The sequence below is a fragment of the Microcoleus sp. MON2_D5 genome (assembly GCF_036701905.1).
Taxonomy (GTDB): Bacteria; Cyanobacteriota; Cyanobacteriia; order Cyanobacteriales; family Microcoleaceae; genus Microcoleus.
The window spans coordinates 13108-33723 of record NZ_JAUBRM010000031.1 but is presented as its reverse complement, the minus strand read 5'-3'; the positions used below and the strand labels follow the sequence as shown (position 1 = coordinate 33723).

Annotated in this window: 20 protein-coding genes and 1 tRNA gene; 7 read left to right on the top strand and 14 right to left on the bottom strand. The window is 46.1% G+C overall.

What is annotated here, in order from left to right; all coding sequences use genetic code 11:
* Nucleotides 1-36: 36 nt before the first annotated feature.
* The 4 genes from QUA47_RS13410 to QUA47_RS13395 form a co-directional block, all read right to left on the bottom strand.
* Nucleotides 37-807, bottom strand: coding sequence for a Uma2 family endonuclease (locus QUA47_RS13410; protein ID WP_333431096.1), 771 nt, complete (start codon nt 805-807; stop codon nt 37-39).
* 170 nt (nt 808-977) lie between these two features.
* Nucleotides 978-2255, bottom strand: coding sequence for a histidine--tRNA ligase (hisS, locus tag QUA47_RS13405; RefSeq protein WP_333431119.1), 1278 nt, complete (start codon nt 2253-2255; stop codon nt 978-980).
* A 102-nt stretch (nt 2256-2357) separates the two neighbouring features.
* A complete protein-coding gene (locus QUA47_RS13400; protein ID WP_190661939.1) occupies nt 2358-2639 on the bottom strand; it encodes a hypothetical protein in 282 nt (93 codons plus the stop codon).
* Between the two features lie 34 nt (nt 2640-2673).
* Nucleotides 2674-2949 (bottom strand): photosynthetic electron transport-dependent transcriptional regulator PedR, encoded by a 276-nt coding sequence (locus QUA47_RS13395; RefSeq protein ID WP_006633901.1) that lies wholly within the window; start codon nt 2947-2949, stop codon nt 2674-2676.
* Between the two features lie 60 nt (nt 2950-3009).
* Here QUA47_RS13395 and QUA47_RS13390 point away from each other — a divergent pair, with 60 nt between their 5' ends.
* Nucleotides 3010-3210, top strand: coding sequence for a hypothetical protein (locus QUA47_RS13390; RefSeq protein ID WP_190734527.1), 201 nt, complete (start codon nt 3010-3012; stop codon nt 3208-3210).
* A gap of 181 nt (nt 3211-3391) precedes the next feature.
* Nucleotides 3392-4369: a carbohydrate kinase gene (locus QUA47_RS13385; RefSeq protein ID WP_333287888.1), complete on the top strand. Its 978-nt coding sequence runs from the start codon at nt 3392-3394 to the stop codon at nt 4367-4369.
* A 222-nt stretch (nt 4370-4591) separates the two neighbouring features.
* Here QUA47_RS13385 and QUA47_RS13380 read toward each other — a convergent pair whose 3' ends face one another.
* The 3 genes from QUA47_RS13380 to QUA47_RS13370 all read right to left on the bottom strand — a co-directional run bounded on the left by QUA47_RS13380 (nt 4592) and on the right by QUA47_RS13370 (nt 8230).
* Complete coding sequence (locus QUA47_RS13380) at nt 4592-5080, bottom strand: gluconokinase (RefSeq protein ID WP_190661941.1); 489 nt, start codon at nt 5078-5080, stop codon at nt 4592-4594.
* 222 nt (nt 5081-5302) lie between these two features.
* Complete coding sequence (locus tag QUA47_RS13375) at nt 5303-6061, bottom strand: DNA-binding protein (protein ID WP_333431095.1); 759 nt, start codon at nt 6059-6061, stop codon at nt 5303-5305.
* An 846-nt stretch (nt 6062-6907) separates the two neighbouring features.
* Nucleotides 6908-8230, bottom strand: a complete 1323-nt coding sequence (locus tag QUA47_RS13370) for a 3-isopropylmalate dehydratase large subunit (protein WP_333077709.1) — start codon at nt 8228-8230, stop codon at nt 6908-6910.
* Between the two features lie 512 nt (nt 8231-8742).
* On the opposite strand from QUA47_RS13370, the gene QUA47_RS13365 reads away from it, so the two are divergent.
* The 3 genes from QUA47_RS13365 (at nt 8743) to QUA47_RS13355 (ending at nt 11729) form a co-directional block, all read left to right on the top strand.
* Nucleotides 8743-9480, top strand: a complete 738-nt coding sequence (locus QUA47_RS13365) for a PEP-CTERM sorting domain-containing protein (RefSeq protein ID WP_333431118.1) — start codon at nt 8743-8745, stop codon at nt 9478-9480.
* Nucleotides 9481-10073: 593 nt separating this feature from the next.
* Entirely contained in the window at nt 10074-11351 is a 1278-nt protein-coding gene (locus QUA47_RS13360) for a S8 family serine peptidase (protein ID WP_333287899.1), read from the top strand.
* Between the two features lie 123 nt (nt 11352-11474).
* The gene (locus QUA47_RS13355) at nt 11475-11729 is read left to right on the top strand and encodes a hypothetical protein (protein ID WP_333431094.1); all 255 of its coding nucleotides are present in this window, start codon (nt 11475-11477) and stop codon (nt 11727-11729) included.
* Between the two features lies 1 nt (nt 11730).
* On the opposite strand, the gene sfsA is transcribed toward QUA47_RS13355, so the two are convergent.
* Nucleotides 11731-12468 carry a DNA/RNA nuclease SfsA gene (sfsA, locus tag QUA47_RS13350; RefSeq protein WP_333431093.1) on the bottom strand — a complete coding sequence of 246 codons (738 nt, stop codon included), beginning with the start codon at nt 12466-12468 and terminating at the stop codon, nt 11731-11733.
* 407 nt (nt 12469-12875) lie between these two features.
* Here sfsA and murJ point away from each other — a divergent pair, with 407 nt between their 5' ends.
* On the top strand, nt 12876-14489 hold the full coding sequence (gene murJ, locus QUA47_RS13345; RefSeq protein WP_333431092.1) for a murein biosynthesis integral membrane protein MurJ: 1614 nt from the start codon (nt 12876-12878) through the stop codon (nt 14487-14489).
* A gap of 74 nt (nt 14490-14563) precedes the next feature.
* Here the strand turns inward: murJ and QUA47_RS13340 are convergent, their stop codons facing one another.
* The 3 genes from QUA47_RS13340 to moaC all read right to left on the bottom strand — a co-directional run bounded on the left by QUA47_RS13340 (nt 14564) and on the right by moaC (nt 15797).
* Entirely contained in the window at nt 14564-14866 is a 303-nt protein-coding gene (locus QUA47_RS13340; protein WP_333219336.1) for a DUF3181 family protein, read from the bottom strand.
* A gap of 63 nt (nt 14867-14929) precedes the next feature.
* Nucleotides 14930-15187: a 2TM domain-containing protein gene (locus QUA47_RS13335; protein ID WP_006633890.1), complete on the bottom strand. Its 258-nt coding sequence runs from the start codon at nt 15185-15187 to the stop codon at nt 14930-14932.
* 88 nt (nt 15188-15275) lie between these two features.
* A complete protein-coding gene (moaC, locus tag QUA47_RS13330; protein WP_333431091.1) occupies nt 15276-15797 on the bottom strand; it encodes a cyclic pyranopterin monophosphate synthase MoaC in 522 nt (173 codons plus the stop codon).
* A 78-nt stretch (nt 15798-15875) separates the two neighbouring features.
* Between moaC and QUA47_RS13325 the strand changes: the two genes are divergently transcribed.
* A tRNA-Arg gene (locus QUA47_RS13325) sits at nt 15876-15949 on the top strand.
* A 95-nt stretch (nt 15950-16044) separates the two neighbouring features.
* Here QUA47_RS13325 and QUA47_RS13320 read toward each other — a convergent pair.
* The 3 genes from QUA47_RS13320 to QUA47_RS13310 all read right to left on the bottom strand — a co-directional run bounded on the left by QUA47_RS13320 (nt 16045) and on the right by QUA47_RS13310 (nt 20607).
* A complete protein-coding gene (locus tag QUA47_RS13320) occupies nt 16045-17289 on the bottom strand; it encodes an MFS transporter (protein ID WP_333431090.1) in 1245 nt (414 codons plus the stop codon).
* Between the two features lie 154 nt (nt 17290-17443).
* Complete coding sequence (locus tag QUA47_RS13315; RefSeq protein WP_190661880.1) at nt 17444-18631, bottom strand: glycosyltransferase family 4 protein; 1188 nt, start codon at nt 18629-18631, stop codon at nt 17444-17446.
* 251 nt (nt 18632-18882) lie between these two features.
* Nucleotides 18883-20607: a DUF2079 domain-containing protein gene (locus QUA47_RS13310; RefSeq protein WP_333431089.1), complete on the bottom strand. Its 1725-nt coding sequence runs from the start codon at nt 20605-20607 to the stop codon at nt 18883-18885.
* Nucleotides 20608-20616 lie beyond the last annotated feature (9 nt).

Here is a 20616-nt window from a genome sequence, read left to right as displayed (position 1 = left end):
CAAAACACGATCAAACTCGACTCATCCATTGATCTTTCACTCTTCATCATCTAACTCCATCCCAGCTTGCCGCAGTTTTTCGGCCACTTTTTCAGCGCGGAGTCTTTCGCGATCGCCCCGTTGACGTTCTTGTTCTACTCGTTCTTCCGACCACAGCAACAACTCGCCTTCAGAATTCCACCACCTCAACCAACAGCCTGTTCTCCCTTCGTGGGTTCCTTCCCAAATGCCTAAAAATAAGTCTAATCCCGGTATCCAATAACGTCCGTTTTCATCAGGTTTTTGCAAGTTGTAGTGATCGGATTCTAAAGCGTAAACTTCTAAATGAGCTGTTTTTGCTCGGAATATGACGTATCTGGGTACTTTGATTACTTGCTCGTAAAAATACCACTTTCCCACCCCCGAGGTAAATTCAACGGAGTATTCTTCTCCATAGGTTTCTGAAAGAAACTCCATCACGATTTGGGGGATGGTTCCTTCTGTGTGTGGCGTGTAACTACGGCGTACTGGAGAGACATTTTTTGGATTGACGGGTTTCACGTACATCCAATCTGGCGCTTTGCAGATAATACGCTGTTCGTCGCTGGTTGAACCTGCGAAACTAATTCCCGCACACAAGGCAAAGTTGGAAACAATTAAGGCATCCTGCATTAATTCAGGAGATCCTGTTAGCGGCTGGCGCAAAGCTGCTGCTAATAATGGTTGGCTTTCGTCTTCTACGGGGTCGTCTGGTAGCTGAAAATCTTCTGGTAGTAGCGGCCAGGTGATTGTAAGTTTTGTTTCTAGGTTTTTAGCAGCTACAGACATAGTTTATCAGAGGTTAAATGTTTTAATGCTTAAATTATATCTCTTGGTTTTTGGGATTAATATTAAGGGCTTAATGAGGAGGCAGAGCCTCTGGATATGGGTTGCCAAGCAGAGCCAATTAGTAACGACTTAAGCCACCCGTCCGCCAGGGGTTTCAACCCCTGCCGGACTTAATATGCAGCTACGATCTTCTGCTGTAGCTCGTTTGTCATTGCTAGTAGTTCTGATTGCGCGATCGCACTTTGTTCACCACTCGCCAACCACTTCAATTGTACCGTCTCGTTTTCAGCTTCCGCATCTCCCAAAACTAAACACCCAACTGCACCGCTTCTGTCAGCTCTTTTAAACTGTTTCCCGAAAGCACTAGCACTCAAATCTATCTCTACACTAAAGCCCGCACTTCGCAATTTTTGAGCTAACAATACCGATTGCTGTTCAGCTTTCTCGCCCCTGGAGACTAAATAAAAATCCAACTTCGGCACGGGCAAAGGTTGTAACTTTTGCAGCAGGATAATCAACCGTTCTATACCCATTGCCCAACCGACTGCCGCCGTATCTGGGCCGCCCAATTCCTTGACTAAACCGTCGTAGCGACCGCCTCCGCAAACAGTTGCTTGCGCTCCCAAATCGTCGGATATAATTTCAAAAGCGGTGTAGGTATAGTAATCTAAACCGCGCACTAATCGGGGATTTAACTGATAGCTAATTCCTAAATTTGTGAGCATAAGCTGCACTTGCTCGAAGTGCGAGCGCGATTCCTCTCCCAAATATTCTAAAATGCTAGGCGCACCAGCTACAATTTCTTGAGTACGCTGATTTTTGCTGTCCAATATCCGCAGCGGATTGCGAGTCAAGCGATCTTGAGAATCCGCGTCTAATTCGTCTTTGTGCGGTGTAAAATAATCGATCAAAGCTTGCCGATAATTTTGTCTGTCTTGCTTATTTCCGACAGAATTAATATCGAGGCGCAAATTTTTTAAACCGAGGGTTTGCAGGATGTCGCAGGCGATCGCAATTACTTCGACATCCGCACGAGGATTCGCACTCCCCAAGACTTCCACGCCAATTTGATTGAACTGCCGCTGTCTTCCTTCTTGCGCGCGTTCGTAGCGAAACATCGGCCCAGCATACCACAGACGCTGCACGTCTCCTGCTGCGTACAAACTATTTTGAATAAAAGCTCGGACTACTCCGGCGGTGCCTTCTGGACGCAAAGTAGCCGATCGATCGCCCTTATCCTTAAAAGTGTACATTTCTTTGCCCACGACATCGGTAGCTTCGCCGATGCCGCGTTCAAATAAAGATGTCTGTTCAAAAATAGGCGTCCGAATTTCTCGATAAGCCGCTTTTTTTAAAATGGTTCTAGCGACTTCTTCTATATTTTGCCAATATTGAATTTCAGCGGGCAAAATATCCCGCGTTCCCGGTAAAGTTTTAATTGCACTCATTTTGTTAGTCAGTTGTCTGTTGGCAGTTGTCATTAGTAATTAGTCATTAGTTCTTAGTTATTAGTTAACAGTCAACAGTTAACAGTTAACAATTCCCAATAACTAATGACTTAATAATTCCCACGCTCCGTAACGATCGCCATAATAAGCCAAAATGCGATCGACCCGCTGGCGACCTGCCAAATCGAACCCTTCAGGATACTGTATCCACAAACCCCCAATTTGGCTGTCGCCGTAATCAAACCGCTGCGACTGCTGCGGAATTAAACCGGTTTGCACCCCTTCAACTTGACGCAAATGGACCGCCACTTCGCGATACACCGCCAGCGGCAATCCAGGGCTTTGAATTTGATAGCGGAGTTGTTTTTCTTGTGCCGTTTGCATCATTTCTTTGCCTGTACCCAACCTGATCCCCTACTTAAGATACTTCTTTATCGATCGGCCGCGGTAAAGGGCAGCAGTTAATATTGTCCAAACATACCTTTCCCCACTGCAACGCCCAGCGTACAAGCGTAACTCGATTGTCAGCGCGCGTCTTGTTCAAGATATTGCTAATGTGGTTGTCAACAGTACGCTTGCTAATCTCTAACTTTTCGGCGATTTTCTCATTAGTCAATCCGGCCGCTACTAACTCTACCACTTGCAATTCTCTGTCCGACAGGGTGACAGGGGTCCCAGAGACAATCCCACTCATAAACTTTTCCTATGTCTGCATATTTACCTATCTACAATTCTAAAGGATGAGGGATCGAGTATGAAGAGAAAATTAAATTTGCTGTGCTACTCTTTCGGGCCCGAAGCACCAACTCGCTTGCAGAATCGCCAAAAGTGTCAACCCCGCGCTGACACAGCAAGACGCACAGCCACTTGCACTGCTTGTGCGTCGGGTGGCGGATGCTGCCTTTACCTACGCCCATCTGACATCCGGGTCAAACCCGCAGATGTTTTCAGGTAAAACAACTGATACGCCCGCACTGCACTTGTGCGTTGAGCGAGTAACTGCCAGTATCAATAAGTCTGATATTATAGGATCAGCCATAAAAAAATAGCTTGCAATTTTTCTGGGATGGGTTAAAAATCATTATTGACCTGTCTACTGCTGGTCTAAAATCTCAAATCTCAAATCTCAAATTTCTATGACTTATCCTCGCGTTCTGTGTCTGGGTGAAGTTTTATTTGATTGTTTAGCAGACCAACCAGGAGTATCTCTCGAAGAGGTAGAATCTTGGACGGCATATCCCGGTGGTGCTCCTGCTAATGTTGCCTGTGCTTTGGTTAAATTGGGGACGGCGGCGGGATTTATCGGTGCTGTAGGTGGGGATGAATTGGGGGATTCCCTAGTGGAGGTATTGCAAGAAGTAGGGGTTGATATCGCTGGAGTGCAGCGCCATCCGAGTGCACCGACGCGGCAAGTTTATGTCTTGCGGAATCAAGCGGGCGATCGATCTTTTGCCGGTTTTGGCGAATTCGATACTGCGGATTTTGCCGACACCCACCTCCTCGCGGCACAACTACCCCAGGTGCTGTTTGAAAATGCGGATTTTTTAGTGCTAGGCACTTTAGAATTAGCTTATCCTGAGAGTCGAGAGGCGATCGCCAGAGCGATCGAACTAGCAGAACAGTACGACGTTAAAATTATACTTGACATCAATTGGCGTCCGGTGTTTTGGTCCAATCCAGACGAAGCCAAAGCGCACATTAGAAAACTATTAAAAAAAGTTGATTTTGTCAAGTTATCTGAGGAAGAAGCCGAATGGTTGTTTGACACTAGCGACGCTGGAGCTATTACCTACCGCCTCGATTCCGTAGAAGGCGTTTTGGTGACTGCGGGCGAGAAAGGTTGCGCCTATTGTATGTCGGAAAATGAAGGAAAAATCCCCGCATTTAAAGTAGATGTTGAGGATACAAATGGTGCCGGCGACGCATTTTTGGCGGGTTTTGTCAGCCAATTGTGCAAGGTGGGAATTAAGAGTTTAGCCGATCCAGAAATAACAAAAAAAGTTGTAACTTATGCGAATGCGGTAGGTTCGATGACAGCGATGAAACCCGGGGCAATTAAAGCTCAACCAACCGCTGCTGAAGTAGAAGCTTTCTTGTATTTGTACAAACATTAGCACGCCACACCTCTCCCCCGGAAACGGAGAGGGAACTAAATTTGTTTCAGAAACCCGGGAGCTGAAAAAAAATAATTCTTATACTAAACCTCCGGTAAAAAGCGTCGATAAGACTCGGCGTTTGGAATCCCTACTATACAAACTCTCGTCCTAGCTGACAGGGACTAAAAAATAAACAGGTATTTAAGCCAGATTTGGTATTAGAGGTTTTATTGTGAGCCATTAACCGCACTTCAGATGATTTCTAATTTGGCGCAAGATTACCTCTAGCGGTTGCGAAGCATCTATGATAATTGCATCTTCTGGTTCTTCGAGAGTGTCTAACTGACTTAACAACAAGTCTGCTTTCATGTAGTGATTTTCGCGACTTGTTAACCGGGCTGCCAATATCTGAAAAGAACATTTGAGATAAACAATTTTCACCCCCTGTTGGTCGCGGCAGAGCATTTCGCGGTAAGATGCTTTTAAAGCAGAACAAGCCAAAACCACATTTTGATTTTCTAACAGCCACCTGTCTATTGCCGCTTGCAATTGTAATAGCCAAGGAAGGCGATCCGCATCTTCTAAAGGAAGGCCGCGACTCATTTTCTCGATATTAGCTGATGGGTGAAAATCGTCGGCATCGCGGAAATCCCAGTTGAGAGATTGCGCCAGCAACTTGCCAACAGTAGTTTTGCCAGAACCTGAGACTCCCATCACGATTGTAATCATCACGTTTATTTACCGAATACTTGCAATTTTATCGAGTTGTGCGATCGAGAAACCGGGCTTCTTAAGTGGTTCGATGAATCATACAATTATAAACAATTCAACAAACCCAGTCTATTTCTAATTCTAGAGCAATTTTATTCCCGAGTGGGTCTAAGGAATTCACAATAATTAACTTGGGTTCTTCCCTAACTTTGTGAGGAGAATTTTACTTATTGTGGCTGGTTATCCGATCGCACTTGCAGCTAAAATATCGCTGCTAACCGACTGGTACATCGCACTGGAGAAGGGGCGAAAGTCTCGCCAATCGACGGTAATCTTGCACAGCAAGCGAAACTGTAGCGGCGCTGGGGGTTGATTGAGGCGATCGACTTCTACGCGAACCACTTCTGGGTGCTGCGACATAATTTCAAAAATATCCTCCACAAGATAGCGCTGACAATAGCCGACAATCCAGTGATCTTTAGTACACAGAAGGAGACGGGAAACGCCCGGATTTTGAAATTCGTGGGCTAAGTACAAAAATTCGCCCACTTGAAGCCGATTAATCCGTTCAATTGCCGACTTTGATAGGTATCGCAGTCCATCTGCCAAAAAATGGATACAGTAACGTCCATTTTCATCTGGTTCGGGACAAGGGAACACCTCAAATTTATCAGTTGCCCGTTTGCCTCCGCTGCGCGCCAATAAAGCAATTGGGTCATGTTCGTGTTCAGAGATATTCAACCACTGTACAAATTCAGGGTAGTCAGGGCGCGATCGCGACATCACTCGATTAGAAAACAACGAAAACACTTTCTCTGAAGTGTAAACATTATTGAAATTTGGGAAAGATGGCAAGGGCTGAAACCCGCACTTAAGTTTAGCTTCTAGAACACCATTTGTATAATTGAACTGATATTCTTTACCGTTAAATGTCAATCGACCAATCGGAAACCAAGAACCGCTGCGCGGGCTTTGCCAAGCCAAAAATAGTGTCTTCAAAGCAAATCTCCTGTCAATTCAAGCAGTGCACACCTTACACAATGATAGGGTTGCGCTCTGCGGCGCACCTTACCGCTATAAGTAGCCTGTCAAACCAATTTTTACGTAAGCCCTGTGAATGTATTCTCTTAGTCTATAGGAAATGGCATCAAAATTTGCTATTTTTGGATTTCTGCCAGAACGACAGCAGCACCAACCAACTGAATAAACATCTTTTTTAACCAGAAGCTAAAGCTAAAATAATACCACAAATGCGGACAACAAATTAAATTGTACTTAACAGGATTGTAGTGAATATCGTTTAAATGCCGTTCACAATCATCTTGTTGGCAAATAGTATCTCCCCAAAAGCGCCGAGACCAAACCTCACTTTCTCGACTCTGGTCACCAGAAAATGAGATATTTTGAACCCAAGTTCCTTGACCTCGCAAAGATTGTGTAAATATAACTTTTATCTCTCCAATATGCTTGGGATAGGGAGTATGATTAGGAGGTAATTTTCACAAAAAATGAATGTAGTCTGGCATTACAACGGCCCAATAATTTCAAAAGGTTATTTTGATTTAATCGCCCATACAGCATTGCGGAGTCGCAAGACATTTTCTAACTCGGAAAATAGCGGTGTGCGATTCTAGGTAACAAGCGTTAGGGATAAACTTCCCCTAGGAAGCTAAAATCGGCGAGAGTTTGGCATTAATATCGTCATCCTACTTTTTTATAGGTCATTTTACACTCATTTTTGCGGGTGCGCCGAAGAACACCTTACATTCATCTCGTAGGGTAATCTGCGGCGCACCTTCCAGGGGCCTCCGGGTGCGCCACAGAACACCTTACATCAGCTACTTTCTAACACAGGAATTCGCGCGGATCGGTGACGTACCCAGTCAGGGCAGAAGCCGCCGCCGTATAAGGCGAAGCCAGATAAACTTGCGCTTCTTTATTCCCCATGCGGCCGGGGAAATTGCGGTTAGTTGTAGATACACAAATTTCTGGTTCGTTCATCCGCCCAAAAGTGTCTTTCGGGCCACCCAAACAAGCGGCGCAAGAAGGCGCTGCAGGTTCGATGCAGCCTGCAGCTAAGAAGATTTCCGAAAGCGTTTGACCTTCGTATTTTGTGACAAACAAATCTTCGTAAACTTTCTGAGTTGCTGGTACTAAATAAGTCGGAACTTTGACTTGATTTCCTTTCAAAATGCGGGCGGCATTCAGAAAGTCGGAGGTTTTGCCGCCGGTGCAGGAACCGATGTAAACTCGATCGATCTTGACATCGCGGCAGTTGCGGGCTAAGTCGCGGTTGTCGGGAGAGTGCGGTTTGGCGACGACTGGTTCTAATTTGCTGACATCGTAGGTGCGATCGCTATAAAATTTAGCATCCCCATCGCTGTAAAATGAATCGAAGGGTTTGTCCGTCCGAGAAGTAACGTAATCAAACGTAGTTTTGTCGGGCGCAACCGTGCCGTTTTTACCGCCAGCTTCAATCACCATATTGCACAGCGTCATCCGTTCTTCCATCGTCAAACGCTCAACTGTATCGCCCGCAAATTCCATTGTCCGGTAGTTAGCACCGGCCACGCTAATATCACCAATAATCTGCAAAATCAGATCTTTTGCTAACAAATAATCCGGCAGTTCACCGTTGAACACAAAGCGCATGGTTGCGGGAACTTTGATTAACAGTTTGCCGGTTCCCATGATAAAAGCCGCGTCTGTATTGCCGATACCGGTGGCAAATTGTCCGAAAGCGCCGGCATTGCAGGTGTGGGAATCGGTGCCGAAGAGCACTTCGCCCGGTCTGGTGTGGCCTTCTTGTGCTAAGGCGATGTGGCAAACTCCTTTGTAGTCGGGATTTGCTTTGAAGTCCGATCGATCCGTGATGTCGTAAAAGTATTTTATCCCTTGTTCTTTGGCAAAATCGCGGAGAATATCGACGTTGCGGTTAGCGCGTTCGTCGTTGGTGAAAATGTAGTGGTCGGGAATGAGGACGATTTTGTCTGGGTTCCAGACTTTCGCATTCTCACCGAATTCGCGTTTGAAAACGCCGATGGTGCCGGGCCCGCAGACATCGTGGGTCATTAATACATCTGTTTCTACCCAGATATTTTCTCCGGGCTCGACTTTAGTGCGGCCTGATGCTTTGGCTAATATTTTTTCGGTCAGAGTCATTCCCATAGTGCGATCGCTCTTTTTTATTAGATGCTACAAGTGTATTGTAAGCGAAACATTCCCTGTTACCCAAGATACTGAGGCAGGAAAATGTCTGGGATGTACTTCCAACTTTAGGAAACTGTCCAGCTTTATAGCAATTTTCAATTGCATTGAACATCAATTGTAGGGTGGGGAATCGCCACATTACGAATTTATGCGTAATGCTATGTGTTGTTAAATAATTAGAGGGAATTATCAAAATGTAAAGTATATGGGACGGTAATTTAATTTAAACATTCAGTTTGGGTATGACCAAAATTTGGTAATAATTTATCGAGAGGTCGAAGGGAGAAATTACTAGGATTGGCGAAAAAGTTCAACCTTTCAAAGTGCAGCTATTACAAAGCGCTCGCACTTCGGAATTCCCAGCGATCGCCCCAAAAACCCGATCGCTAAAACTATCTGCTGCGGGAACAGTGATCGGCACTCTGCTAATCCTATGAACACCGCCGGTTGAAGCTGTTAATCTTACATTGGTGAGCGATCGCGCCGCCTTGGGAGGGAGCGATCGCGTTGATTGGCCGATTTTAGGGCCAGTCCAGCCGCCGTTTAAAGTATTGCCCAACTCCTTCTCAGTCACCTCGGAACAAGGACTCGGAATTAATCTCAATATTGCTCCGGCTACAACTCCAGGAGTGACGCCTCCTTTACTTTTTCAAACCTTGCCTTCACCAGGCATTCCCACCAACTTTGCCAGCGGCGATTTCATTTTGTTTACAGGTTTAAGGCCAGGCCCGCCGCCAGCGCTGGGAAACCCAGCTCCGCTAACCATTACTTGCGATCGCCCCGTAGCGGCCGCCGGGACGCAAATAGCGGTAGATGATACATTTTTATTCACTGCATCGAGCTCGGCATTTGACAGTAATAATAATTTGTTAGGCAGTTTTTCAACACCAGGAACATCCTCATTAGCACTTGATAATTCAGCACAGTTTCTCGGAGTTCGCAGCGATACTGCCAACATTTCGCGACTCGTCTATAGCAGTTCTGAGGGAGCTCAGGCTTTGGGCATCAATTCTCTCAGTATTGCCGAAGCAGTGCCGGAACCCAGCAATATTGCTGCCCTTGCTGTTGCAGGATTAGGATTGTTTGTATTCAAGATTAAGAAACGCCTAGGTGAGGGTTTTTTTACAGGGCTAGGTGTTGAAAGCGATCGCATTTTTCCAATAAGCGCGATCGCCTCCCATGTAGAAATTTATATTTTGCGGATTTAATAGTAAAATTTTGTCCTGACTAAAAACAACCACGGTACAAGCCCCCGGATAAATCCTTGGGGTCGCTTTCTTCAATCTAAAATCTAAAATCGATTAACTATCACTTTATTTTCCGCCACTAATCTCTACAATAGCCTCTACTTCGATTAACACAAAAATAAAAATTATGCAAGTCACTCGATTATGCGACTGGTAACTAACAGCTAGCGACTGTTATTATACGACTTATGCAAAAACTGTACTTTTAGGGTGCTCTGCGGCGCACCATACAAGTACCCATAGTGTCAAAATTGAAGGAATGCAGCGTAAGTCCTACAAATGAGAATTTCGCCGCAATCAGATTAAGTCAGTTTTGTCAGTTGCTTTTGCAAGCTTAGATTTGGAAAATGAAACAGCCTTGGGATTAAATAACTCTCTTTTGCAACTAAACGCATTATCCAAAGCTAATTGACTTAACAAAAAAATACGGGGTTTCATCAGGAGCAAGACAGCTTAATTTCGGCAATTAAACCTGAATAGGAATCAATGTCAGGAAAGCTGTGAGAGATTGCTCATCACAGTCAAACCGTCCAACACTCAATAAGAGGTATTTTATGTCTGAACAACCTAGTTTTCCCATCCCAGGAACTGCCCGGGGCGATGAAACAACAGGGCGTTACATTGTTACTTTCCGCGATGATTCGGTGAGAGAAGGGTTAGACCTCTTGAGCGACCAAGCTGGTATCAGAGGACTGGCAAATGCTGCCGATTTCCCGGAATCTGCTTTAGACTTGGGCCAAATTTCGGCAGCAGGAGGAGCGGTGTTCCCAACTCTCGGCGTGGCTGTCGTCTCCCTAGAGGAAGGGGCTTTTAGCAGCATTATGACATCAGCGGGAGAGGATTCCGCCATCCTGGCGATCGAACCCGAGCGCACTTTCTACGCCATTGGCGATGGATTGTCCCTAGACTATTTGCGCGGCTATCGCGATGCGGTGAATAACCTGTATGAGAAAGCCACTACTACAGAGGTAGAAGGAATCAACAAACAAGGATGTTTTGCTGATGATATCGAATCTACTTGGGGTCTGAAGGCAACGAAGGTCATGAACTCTGTCTTGACTGGTAAAGGAATGAAAGTTGCGGTGCTGGATACGGGGATGGATCTATTACATCCCGACTTCGTAGGCCGATCGATCGTATCGAAGTCCTTCGTGCCTGGGGAGGACGTACAAGATGAGAACGGTCACGGTACGCACTGCATTGGGACAGCGTGCGGGTTTAAGGATCTGAACGGCCGGCGGTACGGGATCGCTTACGAATCGACCATTTATGTCGGTAAAGTGTTGAGCAATGCTGGTAGCGGCGCTAGTGCCTGGATTCTCGCTGCGATGGAATGGGCGATCGTCAACGGCTGTCAAGTGATCTCGATGTCCTTAGGAAATGAGACTCCAACACCGTCTACTGCCTACGAAACTGTCGGCCGTCGGGCACTCGAAAATGGGTGTCTCATCGTGGCAGCCGCGGGCAACAACGGGCCAACCGGAAAAGTCGGACAACCAGCGAATAGCCCGTCGATTATGGCTGTTGCAGCCGTCGATCAATGCCTCCAAGTGGCTACGTTCTCGGCTACCTCTGGCGGATCTCTAGGAGCTAAAGTTAATATTGCCGCTCCAGGAGTGGAAGTATACTCATCAGTGCCTGTGAATCAAGGGCGTTATGATGCTTTCAATGGCACCAGCATGGCTACCCCTCACGTAGCTGGGCTCGCTGCTCTGTATGCCCAATGGACTGGTAAACGAGGTTCTCAACTTTGGCAATTGCTAACTTCCCGTGCTATGGCACTACCATTACCAAATGCTCGTGTCGGAAGTGGGTTGCTACAAGCTCCGTAATCACGACAGCGATCGAAATTAGGGAGCACTTCCTATCGGTAGAAGGAGGTTATCTGTGTTGAGAAACCTCCTTCTACAAACATAATTCACTGAATTTAACTATACAGTAGGGACAATAGCTCAATGGATTTAGCCCAAAGGAGGCTGAATATGTCTGATGAACAAGTAGAGCGCATCATAGTAACTGTTGATGACCAAAACTTATCGGTAATTCAATCTGTTGTGACTGCCTTACAATCGGCGGGAATGAAAGTGGAGCAGGTGCTAGCTGTTACTGGCATCATTACTGGAGAAGTTTCTCAATCGAAGCTAGAAGGATTAAGAAGCGTACCCGGTGTCGCTGGTGTCGAGGTCGATCGAGAAATGCAGGCAATTTAAACTAATCATTTAGGGTTAGCAGATCCAGTTTTGCTAACCCCAAATAGCGAATCCCTTCCGGCGTCACGTCAAACCGACAAGGCAAAACTTCGACACCTTCACTCATAGCCTGTCTGAACAATTCTCCGTAAAGGCGATCGGCACTATCCCCAGGAGCAAAATCTGTACAATCTCCGCGATTAATAAAATACAGCATTACAGCCCTCGAACCCTGCCGCACCACTTCTATCAATTCTCTCAAATGTTTCTGTCCCCTCTCCGTCACTGTATCGGGAAATAGAGCCAACTCCTCTTTTACCCAAGTTGTATTTTTCACTTCCAGAAAAATCGGTTTTTCCTCACCAGTCAGCCAAAAATCCACTCTACTTTTTTTATCAGTACCATAAACAACCTCCGGTTGAATTAAACTGTAATTGCCCAACTGGGGAAACAATTTTAACTCCAAAGCTAATTTAACTACTCGATTTGGCAGCCCAGTATTAACTCCCACCCAAGTTGGCACAGTGTCGCAAACTTTAATTAATTCCCAAGTATAAGCTAACTTGCGTTTAGGATTGTCGCTGGGAGATACTAGCACTGGATTGCCCGGAATGTAAACACCAGTCATCGGGCCAGTATTCGGACAGTGCGCGGTGATTATTTCTCCCGAATCTAGTTCAATTTCGGCAAAAAATCGCTTGTAACGTTTGATGAGAATTCCGGGTAAAAGAGGAGGATATTTGTAAATTAAGCCACTCATTAGATTTTAGATTTTAGAGTTTAGATTTTAGATTCTTGAGTTTAAATTTAAACTATAACCCAATCCCGGGTTCCGAACTTTTGAAATAAGTCTGGGAGCTAACACAATCGGTCATCAGTTATCAACTATATGTTATTTATCTGCTTTTATCAACTCACTTGTTTCATCATTTTTAAATGGTAGATTGTAGATTGTAGATTTTAGATTGACGCATCATACCACGAAACGGCGGTTTGTAGTTATGGCGAATAGTCCCGATCGATTATTGAATTTCCGCAAGTCAGTAATATCGATAAAATTGGTATAAGCGCAATTCCCCCTAGAAGTTTTATGAGTTCATGATATGATTCTCCCGATTCGCGATTAAAATAAGTGAATCCTTTTAGCGTTAGCGTTTGTAACCATTTGTGTCCCAATTACAGAAGCCCTCTCGTTCCCTCGCAGGGATTGCCGGCATTGTCGCACTCGCCACTCTAATTAGCAAAGTCTTCGGCATGGTGCGCCAAATTGCGATCGCCGCAGCCTTTGGAGTCGGTGTCGCCGTCGATGCCTACAACTACGCCTACGTCATCCCCGGTTTCTTATTTATTTTGCTCGGAGGGATTAACGGGCCATTTCACAGCGCCATAGTCAGTGTTTTAGCCCGCCGAGATAAAAAAGAAGCAGCACCTTTAGTCGAGACTATCACCACCTTAGTCGGTGGCTTGTTGCTGTTGGTGACGATCGCTTTAATTATTTTTGCCGATCCGCTGATCGATTTGGTAGCACCGGGATTAAATAGAACAGCAGAAGGTTTAGAAATCAAAGCAATTGCCGTCCAGCAATTTCGGATTATGGCGCCGATGGCATTACTTTCAGGCTTGATCGGCATTGGTTTCGGCACTCTCAACGCGGCCGATATGTATTGGTTGCCTTCGATTAGCCCTTTATTTTCCAGCGTTGCACTTGTCGGCGGTTTGGGGTTTCTCGCACTGCAACTCGGAGACAAAATTATTCAACCAGAATACGCACTAATTGGCGGCTTAGTGTTAGCTTGGGGAACTTTAGCGGGCGCAGTTTTGCAGTGGTTGGTGCAACTGGTGGCGCAGTGGCGTGCGGGCCTGGGAACATTGCGCTTGCGGTTTAATTTTAAACGCCCCGGAGTGCAAGAAGTAATTAAGGTGATGGTTCCTGCTACCTTATCATCGGGAATGCTGCAAATTAACGTCTATACTGACCTATTTTTTGCATCCTACATCCCTCAAGCTGCCTCTGCGCTGGGTTACAGCGGCTTGTTAGTTATGACTCCTTTAGGCATCATTTCTAATGTAATTTTAGTGCCATTTTTGCCGATCTTTTCTCGCCTCACCGAACCCAAAGACTGGCCGGAATTAAAAGATAAAATTCGTCAATCTTTAGTTTTGACCGGGATTACGATGCTGCCGCTGAGCGCTTTAATGGTAACGCTGGCTGGGCCAATCGTCCGCGTGGTTTACGAACGCTATGCTTTTGATCGGTCAGCATCGCAGTTTGTCACGCCGATATTGATGGCTTACAGTATTGGAATGTTTGTGTATTTGGGACGCGACGTTGTGGTACGGGTATTTTACGCTTTGGGAGACGGAGAAACCCCTTTTCGTGTCAGTATTATCAATATCTTTTTGAACGGACTACTGGATTATTTATTAGTAGGAGCTTTTGGCGCGCCCGGATTAGTTTTGGCGACGGTGGGAGTGAATCTTACTTCGATGGTTATGCTTTTGTACTTATTAGATAAAAAGCTGGGTGGCCTGCCTTGGGGGGAGTGGAGTTTGACTTTTCTGGGGTTAACTTCTGGCAGTTCTCTAACTGCATTCGTTACCTTGGCTACTCTGCAAGCCTGTCAAAGAGTTTTGGGTACTGAAGGTTTGGTAATTCAATTAGTGCAGTTGAGTGTGGCAAGTTTTGTAGGGTTAGGAGTTTTTGCCCTGTTTGTCAGTCAGATGAAGTTGCCGGAAGTTGATATGTTTGTCGATCGCATTCGGGGGCGTTTTCGCAAATAAAATTGTCGGGGCGGGTTAAGGGCGAACTACCAGACACAACGCCCACAATCTGCGTACAAAACCCGCCCTTTACTTTACATTTTGCGCTGAAATTCCTCAAGAACATCCATCAATTGAACTTGACACTGCATCGGAATTAAATCTGCCAGTGGCACTTCCCGCTTGCCGCCGCCCAACTTGACTGGAATTCCTTGCAAAACTCGTTCAACTTGGTCAGCATCTAAATTGCCATCTTCCAGCATTGAATAAAGTTGTTGGGCAACAACGGTATGCAGGTGGGCGTCATTGAGATACAAATGCCACTTGGCAATGTCAATGTAGACATTTTCGCCGATTTCGGCTGCTAAGGATTCGATCGCCTGTGTAGTATTAGCCATATCAAAAAGCCGAAAGTTATTTGTTATCAATCAAAAGACTTAACAAATCGCCGCCAACTGCCTTCAGCCAGAATCTTTGGTGAGTGGCGAATAATCGGCGATCGCAAAATGGTAAATCGCGTGGGCCAAAACTACTAGAGCCCATCCACCCGTTACCGAAATTGCCCAAGGCCAATCAGCCTTTTGCAAATTGTGAACAAACCACAAACCTGAATTGGTAGCAGAAAAAAGACCGACGTGGATAGCAAAATTCATCCGGTCATCTAAGCGGCGGTACTCGGGATCATTGCGATCGGGTTTGCGGGGCCAACGAGGAGGCATAGTTTTTCACTTGATATTAGTAGTTCAGTGCCTATTTTAATCATAAGTGCAGCTTTTTTAATGCTGCATCCCTCTTTCGGCAGGAAACTTATGCCTCTACATTTTCATAGTCTCCAGACTTGCCACCACTTTTACTCACCAGTCGAATTGACTCAATGGCGATCGACTTTTCCAATCCTTTAGCCATATCGTACAAAGTCAGCGCCGCCACCGAAACCGCCGTCAGCGCCTCCATTTCCACCCCTGTTTCCGCCTTAATTTTCACCGTCGCCCGAATTTGATACCCCGGCAACCCAGCATCCGGCGTCACCTGCACCTCCACGCTACTCAGCGGCAGAGGGTGACACAGAGGAATCAAATGTGCAGTCTGTTTCGCCGCCATAATTCCAGCCAGCCTTGCAGTACCCAACACATCACCTTTCGGCGCATTCCCCGCTTCAATCGCTGCAAAAGTCTCCGGCAACATCCGCACCCGGCCTGCAGCTACAGCTTGTCGCACAGTCGGCACCTTCGCTGAAACGTCCACCATTTGGGATTCCCCGCTGTTGTCGAGGTGAGTTAGCTGTGCCACATCGGGCAATTTAGAAAAAGTTTGGGAAAGGTCTTGCATTATTTTGGTAATGGTGTTACTGTTAGATTCTGTGAGAAAAGAACTTAATCAATTTTAGATTAAATCTCAACTCAACAGGGGCTTGTAGCTTAGTTGGATAGAGTGCATGGCTACGAACCATGAGGTCGGGGGTTCGAATCCCTCCAAGCCCACTACTAAAAGTTATGAATTTTGAGTTTTGAGTTTTGAATTAAGAAATTAATTCAACTCACCACTTAAAACTCATAACTTTTTTAATTTGGTACGTTTACTGATTCAAAGCATAAATATCTTTGCCTCGACCGATCGCAAATTTCATCGAATTAGATAAGCCCTTGCTAGACTGAGTAATAAAAACCAGCAAAGCCAAACCAGCGAGTCCAGCCGCAAAACCAAACATATTTCTGTAGCCAACTTGTTCAGCAACAAAGCCTAAAGTCGGCCCTGCAACCGCAATCCCCAAATCAAATCCGCCAATACAAAGCGAAAACAAGCGGCCCCTTTCATAAGGTTCGCACCTGTCCGACATCAGCGTTACCATCATCGGCAAAACCGTACCGCCCGCGCAACCTTCAACTAAAGCTGCTATTAAAAAAGCACTGCTGTTGTTAGCAAAATACAACAATAACATAGATACGGCATAACAGATTAAGCCGCCAGAAATAAACAAGCCGCGGCCGTATTTGTCCGAAGCCCGTCCCGTGAGCAACCGTATACCGAAACTGGCGATAGCCGCCGTAGAATAAAATAATCCAGGATTCAAATTAGCCTTGGTTTCTTGGATAAACAAAGGCATAAAAGTGCTCAAAGTTCCAAATACTAAACCAACCACCAATAACACTAAAGCCGGAATCCGCACTCTCGGATTCCAGAGCATTTCCCAGTATTTTTGGCTATTTTTGTCCTCAGATAGCGAGTCCGAGAGTGTTAAATCTTCAAAATTAGGTTCGGCAATTTTGCAGGTAAAAAATACAGCCATTGCAGCGAACGCCGCCGACATCGCAAACAAAGGAGTATAACCAACCCAAGCTTGCACAAATCCGCCAATAGCTGGCCCAACTGCTAAACCAATAGGATTCACCAAGCTCATGTAACCAATTAATTCGCCCCGCTTTCCTGGCGGCGATAAATCTGTTACCAAAGCGCTGTAAGCTGTAGTAAAAGCGGCGATACTAATGCCGTGAAAAACGCGAATAAGTAACAGTAAGGGGATAGATTGAGCTAGCAGGTAGCCCAAAGGGGCGATCGCAGCGACTGACGCACCTAGAAGCAAAACTTGTTTTCGTCCCCTGCTGTCGGCTATTTTGCCCAATTGCGGCCTCGATAGCAAAAGTCCGATCGCAAATGCACCCATCACAAAGCCAATTTGCTGTTTTGTACCGCCCACAAATTGAACGTACAGCGGCAAAGTTGGCAGCAGCGAAGCCAAACTTGACCAGAATAGCAGCCCTGCGGTGAATAAAGTCAGCAAGCTGCGTCTGGGTTGGGGATCGATGTCCCTAAAAATATTCAAGATGCTAATTCCCTTTAAATCTTCTGAGTGCGCTCAAGCTGAGGTCGAGTGTATCTATATCATTGTGTTACAATTTCTTAATATTTGCAACAAAAAAACTTGATATTCTACTCACAGTCAACCGTGAACAGTCAAGAGTCAACAGTCAGCATTCTTACCAATCAACCTCAGCCCTTTCCTCCACAACCCGGTGATAAACCCACTCGGTTTCCATCGCCAACTTCTGCCAACTAAATCGGCGTTCCAAATCCTCATAAGCATTGTCAACCAACCACCGCGCGTAACCCGGATTTTTCAAAACCTCCAAAATTCCCCAGGCCAAAGAATCCTGATTGTTTGCCTCAGTAACAACGCCAGTTTTACTGTGCACCACCACCTCTGGAAGTCCGCCCGCATTCGACACAACCACCGGCACCCTTGCAGCAAAGCTTTCTAATGCTACAATCCCAAAAGGTTCGTAAAGACTCGGGAAAACCGCGCAGTCAGCCACCGTCTGGAATTTGTCGAGATGTTCCTCAAACATGAAGCCAGTAAAATAACACTTATTCCAAATTCCTAAATTCCAAGCTAAGTGTTTGAGATGGTCTGTATTGCCGCCGCCAACAATTACAATTTTCGCTTTACCTCCCATTTCCCAAATTACTTTAGGTGCAGCATTCAGAAATACAGCAATGCCTTTTTCGTAGCTAATTCTTCCTACATAATAGACTATTTTTTCGTCGTCTGCCGCAAACTGGCGGCGGAAGTTCATCGCGTCAAATTCGTGCCAGCGGGGCTTTTTTTCCGACCTGATTCCGTTGTAAATTACCTCTATTTTGTTCCACGGAGTCGATAGTACCCGTTCGGCTTCCCGCCGCATATAATCGCTGCAAACAATTACCCGCCAAGCGTTGTAAGCTAGGTCGTTTTCCTTGGCGTTAATATAGCGCTGCCCTTCGTTGTGGATGCCGTTGAAGCGCCCGTATTCCGTGGCGTGGATGGTGGCAATTAGCGGTACTTTAAAAGTATGCTTCAGGGCGATCGCCGCATCTCCCACTAACCAATCGTGAGCGTGGATGATATCAAAGGGGCCTTCCTCAAGCATCAGTTTTCCGCCTTGGTGACCCATGCTTTGGTTGAGGTTCGCCACCCAGTGAAAAAAGTCCTTGGCGTGCCCCACAACCACCCGATGCACACGTATTCCTTCCACCACTTCGTACATCGGCGCATGGCCGAACTCTACTGTAATTAAGTGAATGTCGTGCCCCAGCTTCACCAATTCTGGATATAGTTCCGATACGTGGCGGGCGATACCGCCTACGATTCTGGGAGGAAACTCCCATGCCAATACCAAAATTTTCATCTTTCTCCCTCCAAATAATTTATATATCTTAATGTTTAGGATTAACAGATTTATTGTATAATAATCAGCCTCAAATTTGAGGAGATCGTAAGTTGATGCCCAATGCCTGACTTTTGGCAGCAAGCAAGACAGAAAATCATGCCTAAACCTGGTTTTTGCACGAAATTGCTCGATCGCCATTGCTGCCAAAAAAACAGGTTTCCTCAAGATTTGAGCCACTGAAGCAAGCAATGGCGAGCTCGTCTACCCGCTTACCCTTTCTTCAAAATCGGCTCCAATTCGCGGCGAAAACTGGTCCAAGCAGCAACCGATGCAGAATTAGAAACAGCACCCTGACGCATCAAAATCGCGCCGTCTTCAAAGCCAACAATTCCGTAATCTCCCGATTTGGACATTCGATCGATCGCCGGTACGATCTCCCGCAACTGTCCCCGTTCCGCGCGAAATGCAGCCTGATACTGCTGCAACTGCCAGAGATCGGCAATTACATATTCCATCTTCACTGCCTTCCCCGCATCATTGCGGAGTTCAAACATCGGAAACCTGAGAATTTCCCGGCGACTTGACAAAATCGGCACAATAGTATTCGTTGCTGCCACGCTAGCATCAGCAGGAATTTGAGCCAACAGCGGCCGCACTTGCAAAACGTGCTGCCATTGTCTGACGAGAGGAACCTGCACCCAAGGATCGATCGCATCGGGCAAAATCAAAGAAAAAGTCCGATTTGGGTTAGAAGTGAAGGTAAAAAATAGCGACAAACAGATGCAAAACGCCCAAAAGCGGCGAAACTTTGAAGATGAAGGCAGAGGAAATAAAGCAGAAGGAAAACGCAAAAACATTCTTTCCTCTTTCACCATTCTATCTTCTTCCTTTTGACGCTGGGCCCACCACAGAATCGCCCCATAAAAAAGCCCTGGAACCACAGTCATCGCATAGCGAATATTAATCGCCAGCACTGACTCTCCTTTCGCTAAAAATAGCTTCAGCAGCGGAAATCCAGCAATCATCCAAGACGCAGGCGCGAAAGCTGGAACCAAAGCTAATGGCAACCACTGGCCAAGGAGGTATCTAATCTTACCAAAAAACGGCGTAAATAATTGAGCCAGCAACCGCCCGGGATTGCTCACCATTCCCCAAATAATTTCTAGAGTAGAAGCTTCATCTCCATCGGCATATTGACCGAAGCGTTCCATCATAAACCGCTGGGATATATCAGCAGAAAACAAAGGCATAATCAGATTGGTCAGGACGATCATATAACCAAAACTGAGTATGCAGACGGCTAAACCAGTCCTCGGGTAGCGCCGGCTCAAAATCAGGTAAACTCCGACGCCAAATAAAACAACTCCCCCATCTTCTCGCACGGCCAAAATTAAAGTTGCCAGAATCCCAAACAGCGGCCACCAGCGCTTCTCCATCGCCAGCAGCAAGCTAAAGACATAAAGTGGCATTTGACAAATATCGTGAAAATTGCCCAAAGTCGGGCCGATAACCGCGTTAGCGCAGTAATAGCTCACAACAATTGTCGCCGACAGCCTCGGTTCCAGATAGTGTCTGGCGAGAGCATAGAGCACTCCTCCCGCCGCCGTAATTAAAGTCACCTGCAACACAGTCAAAGTGACGGGCGAGGGAAACAGCGAGTAAATTGGCAACCACAGCATTAGCGCCGGGGTGAAATGCTGCCCCAACCGATAGTAAGATACTTCCGGGAGCTGGTTTTGGTGAACCACATTAGTGGACAAAGCCGAAGAGAGGGAACTCTCAAACAAGTGACCCCGAGTGCCGTTCCAAAAAAGTTGATTGAAAATGCCTTGGTCGTAAGTAGCGTAAAAGCTGTAGTAGCGGTGCAGCGTCAGCAACAGGCACAGCACAAAAAAGGCGGCCGCTACTTGAACCACCACCCGCAGCGACTCATTTTTCTTCCATCTCAAAAATATCATCTGCCCGCTTGTAATGAAATTATCGGACAATAGCATAAATCTAAA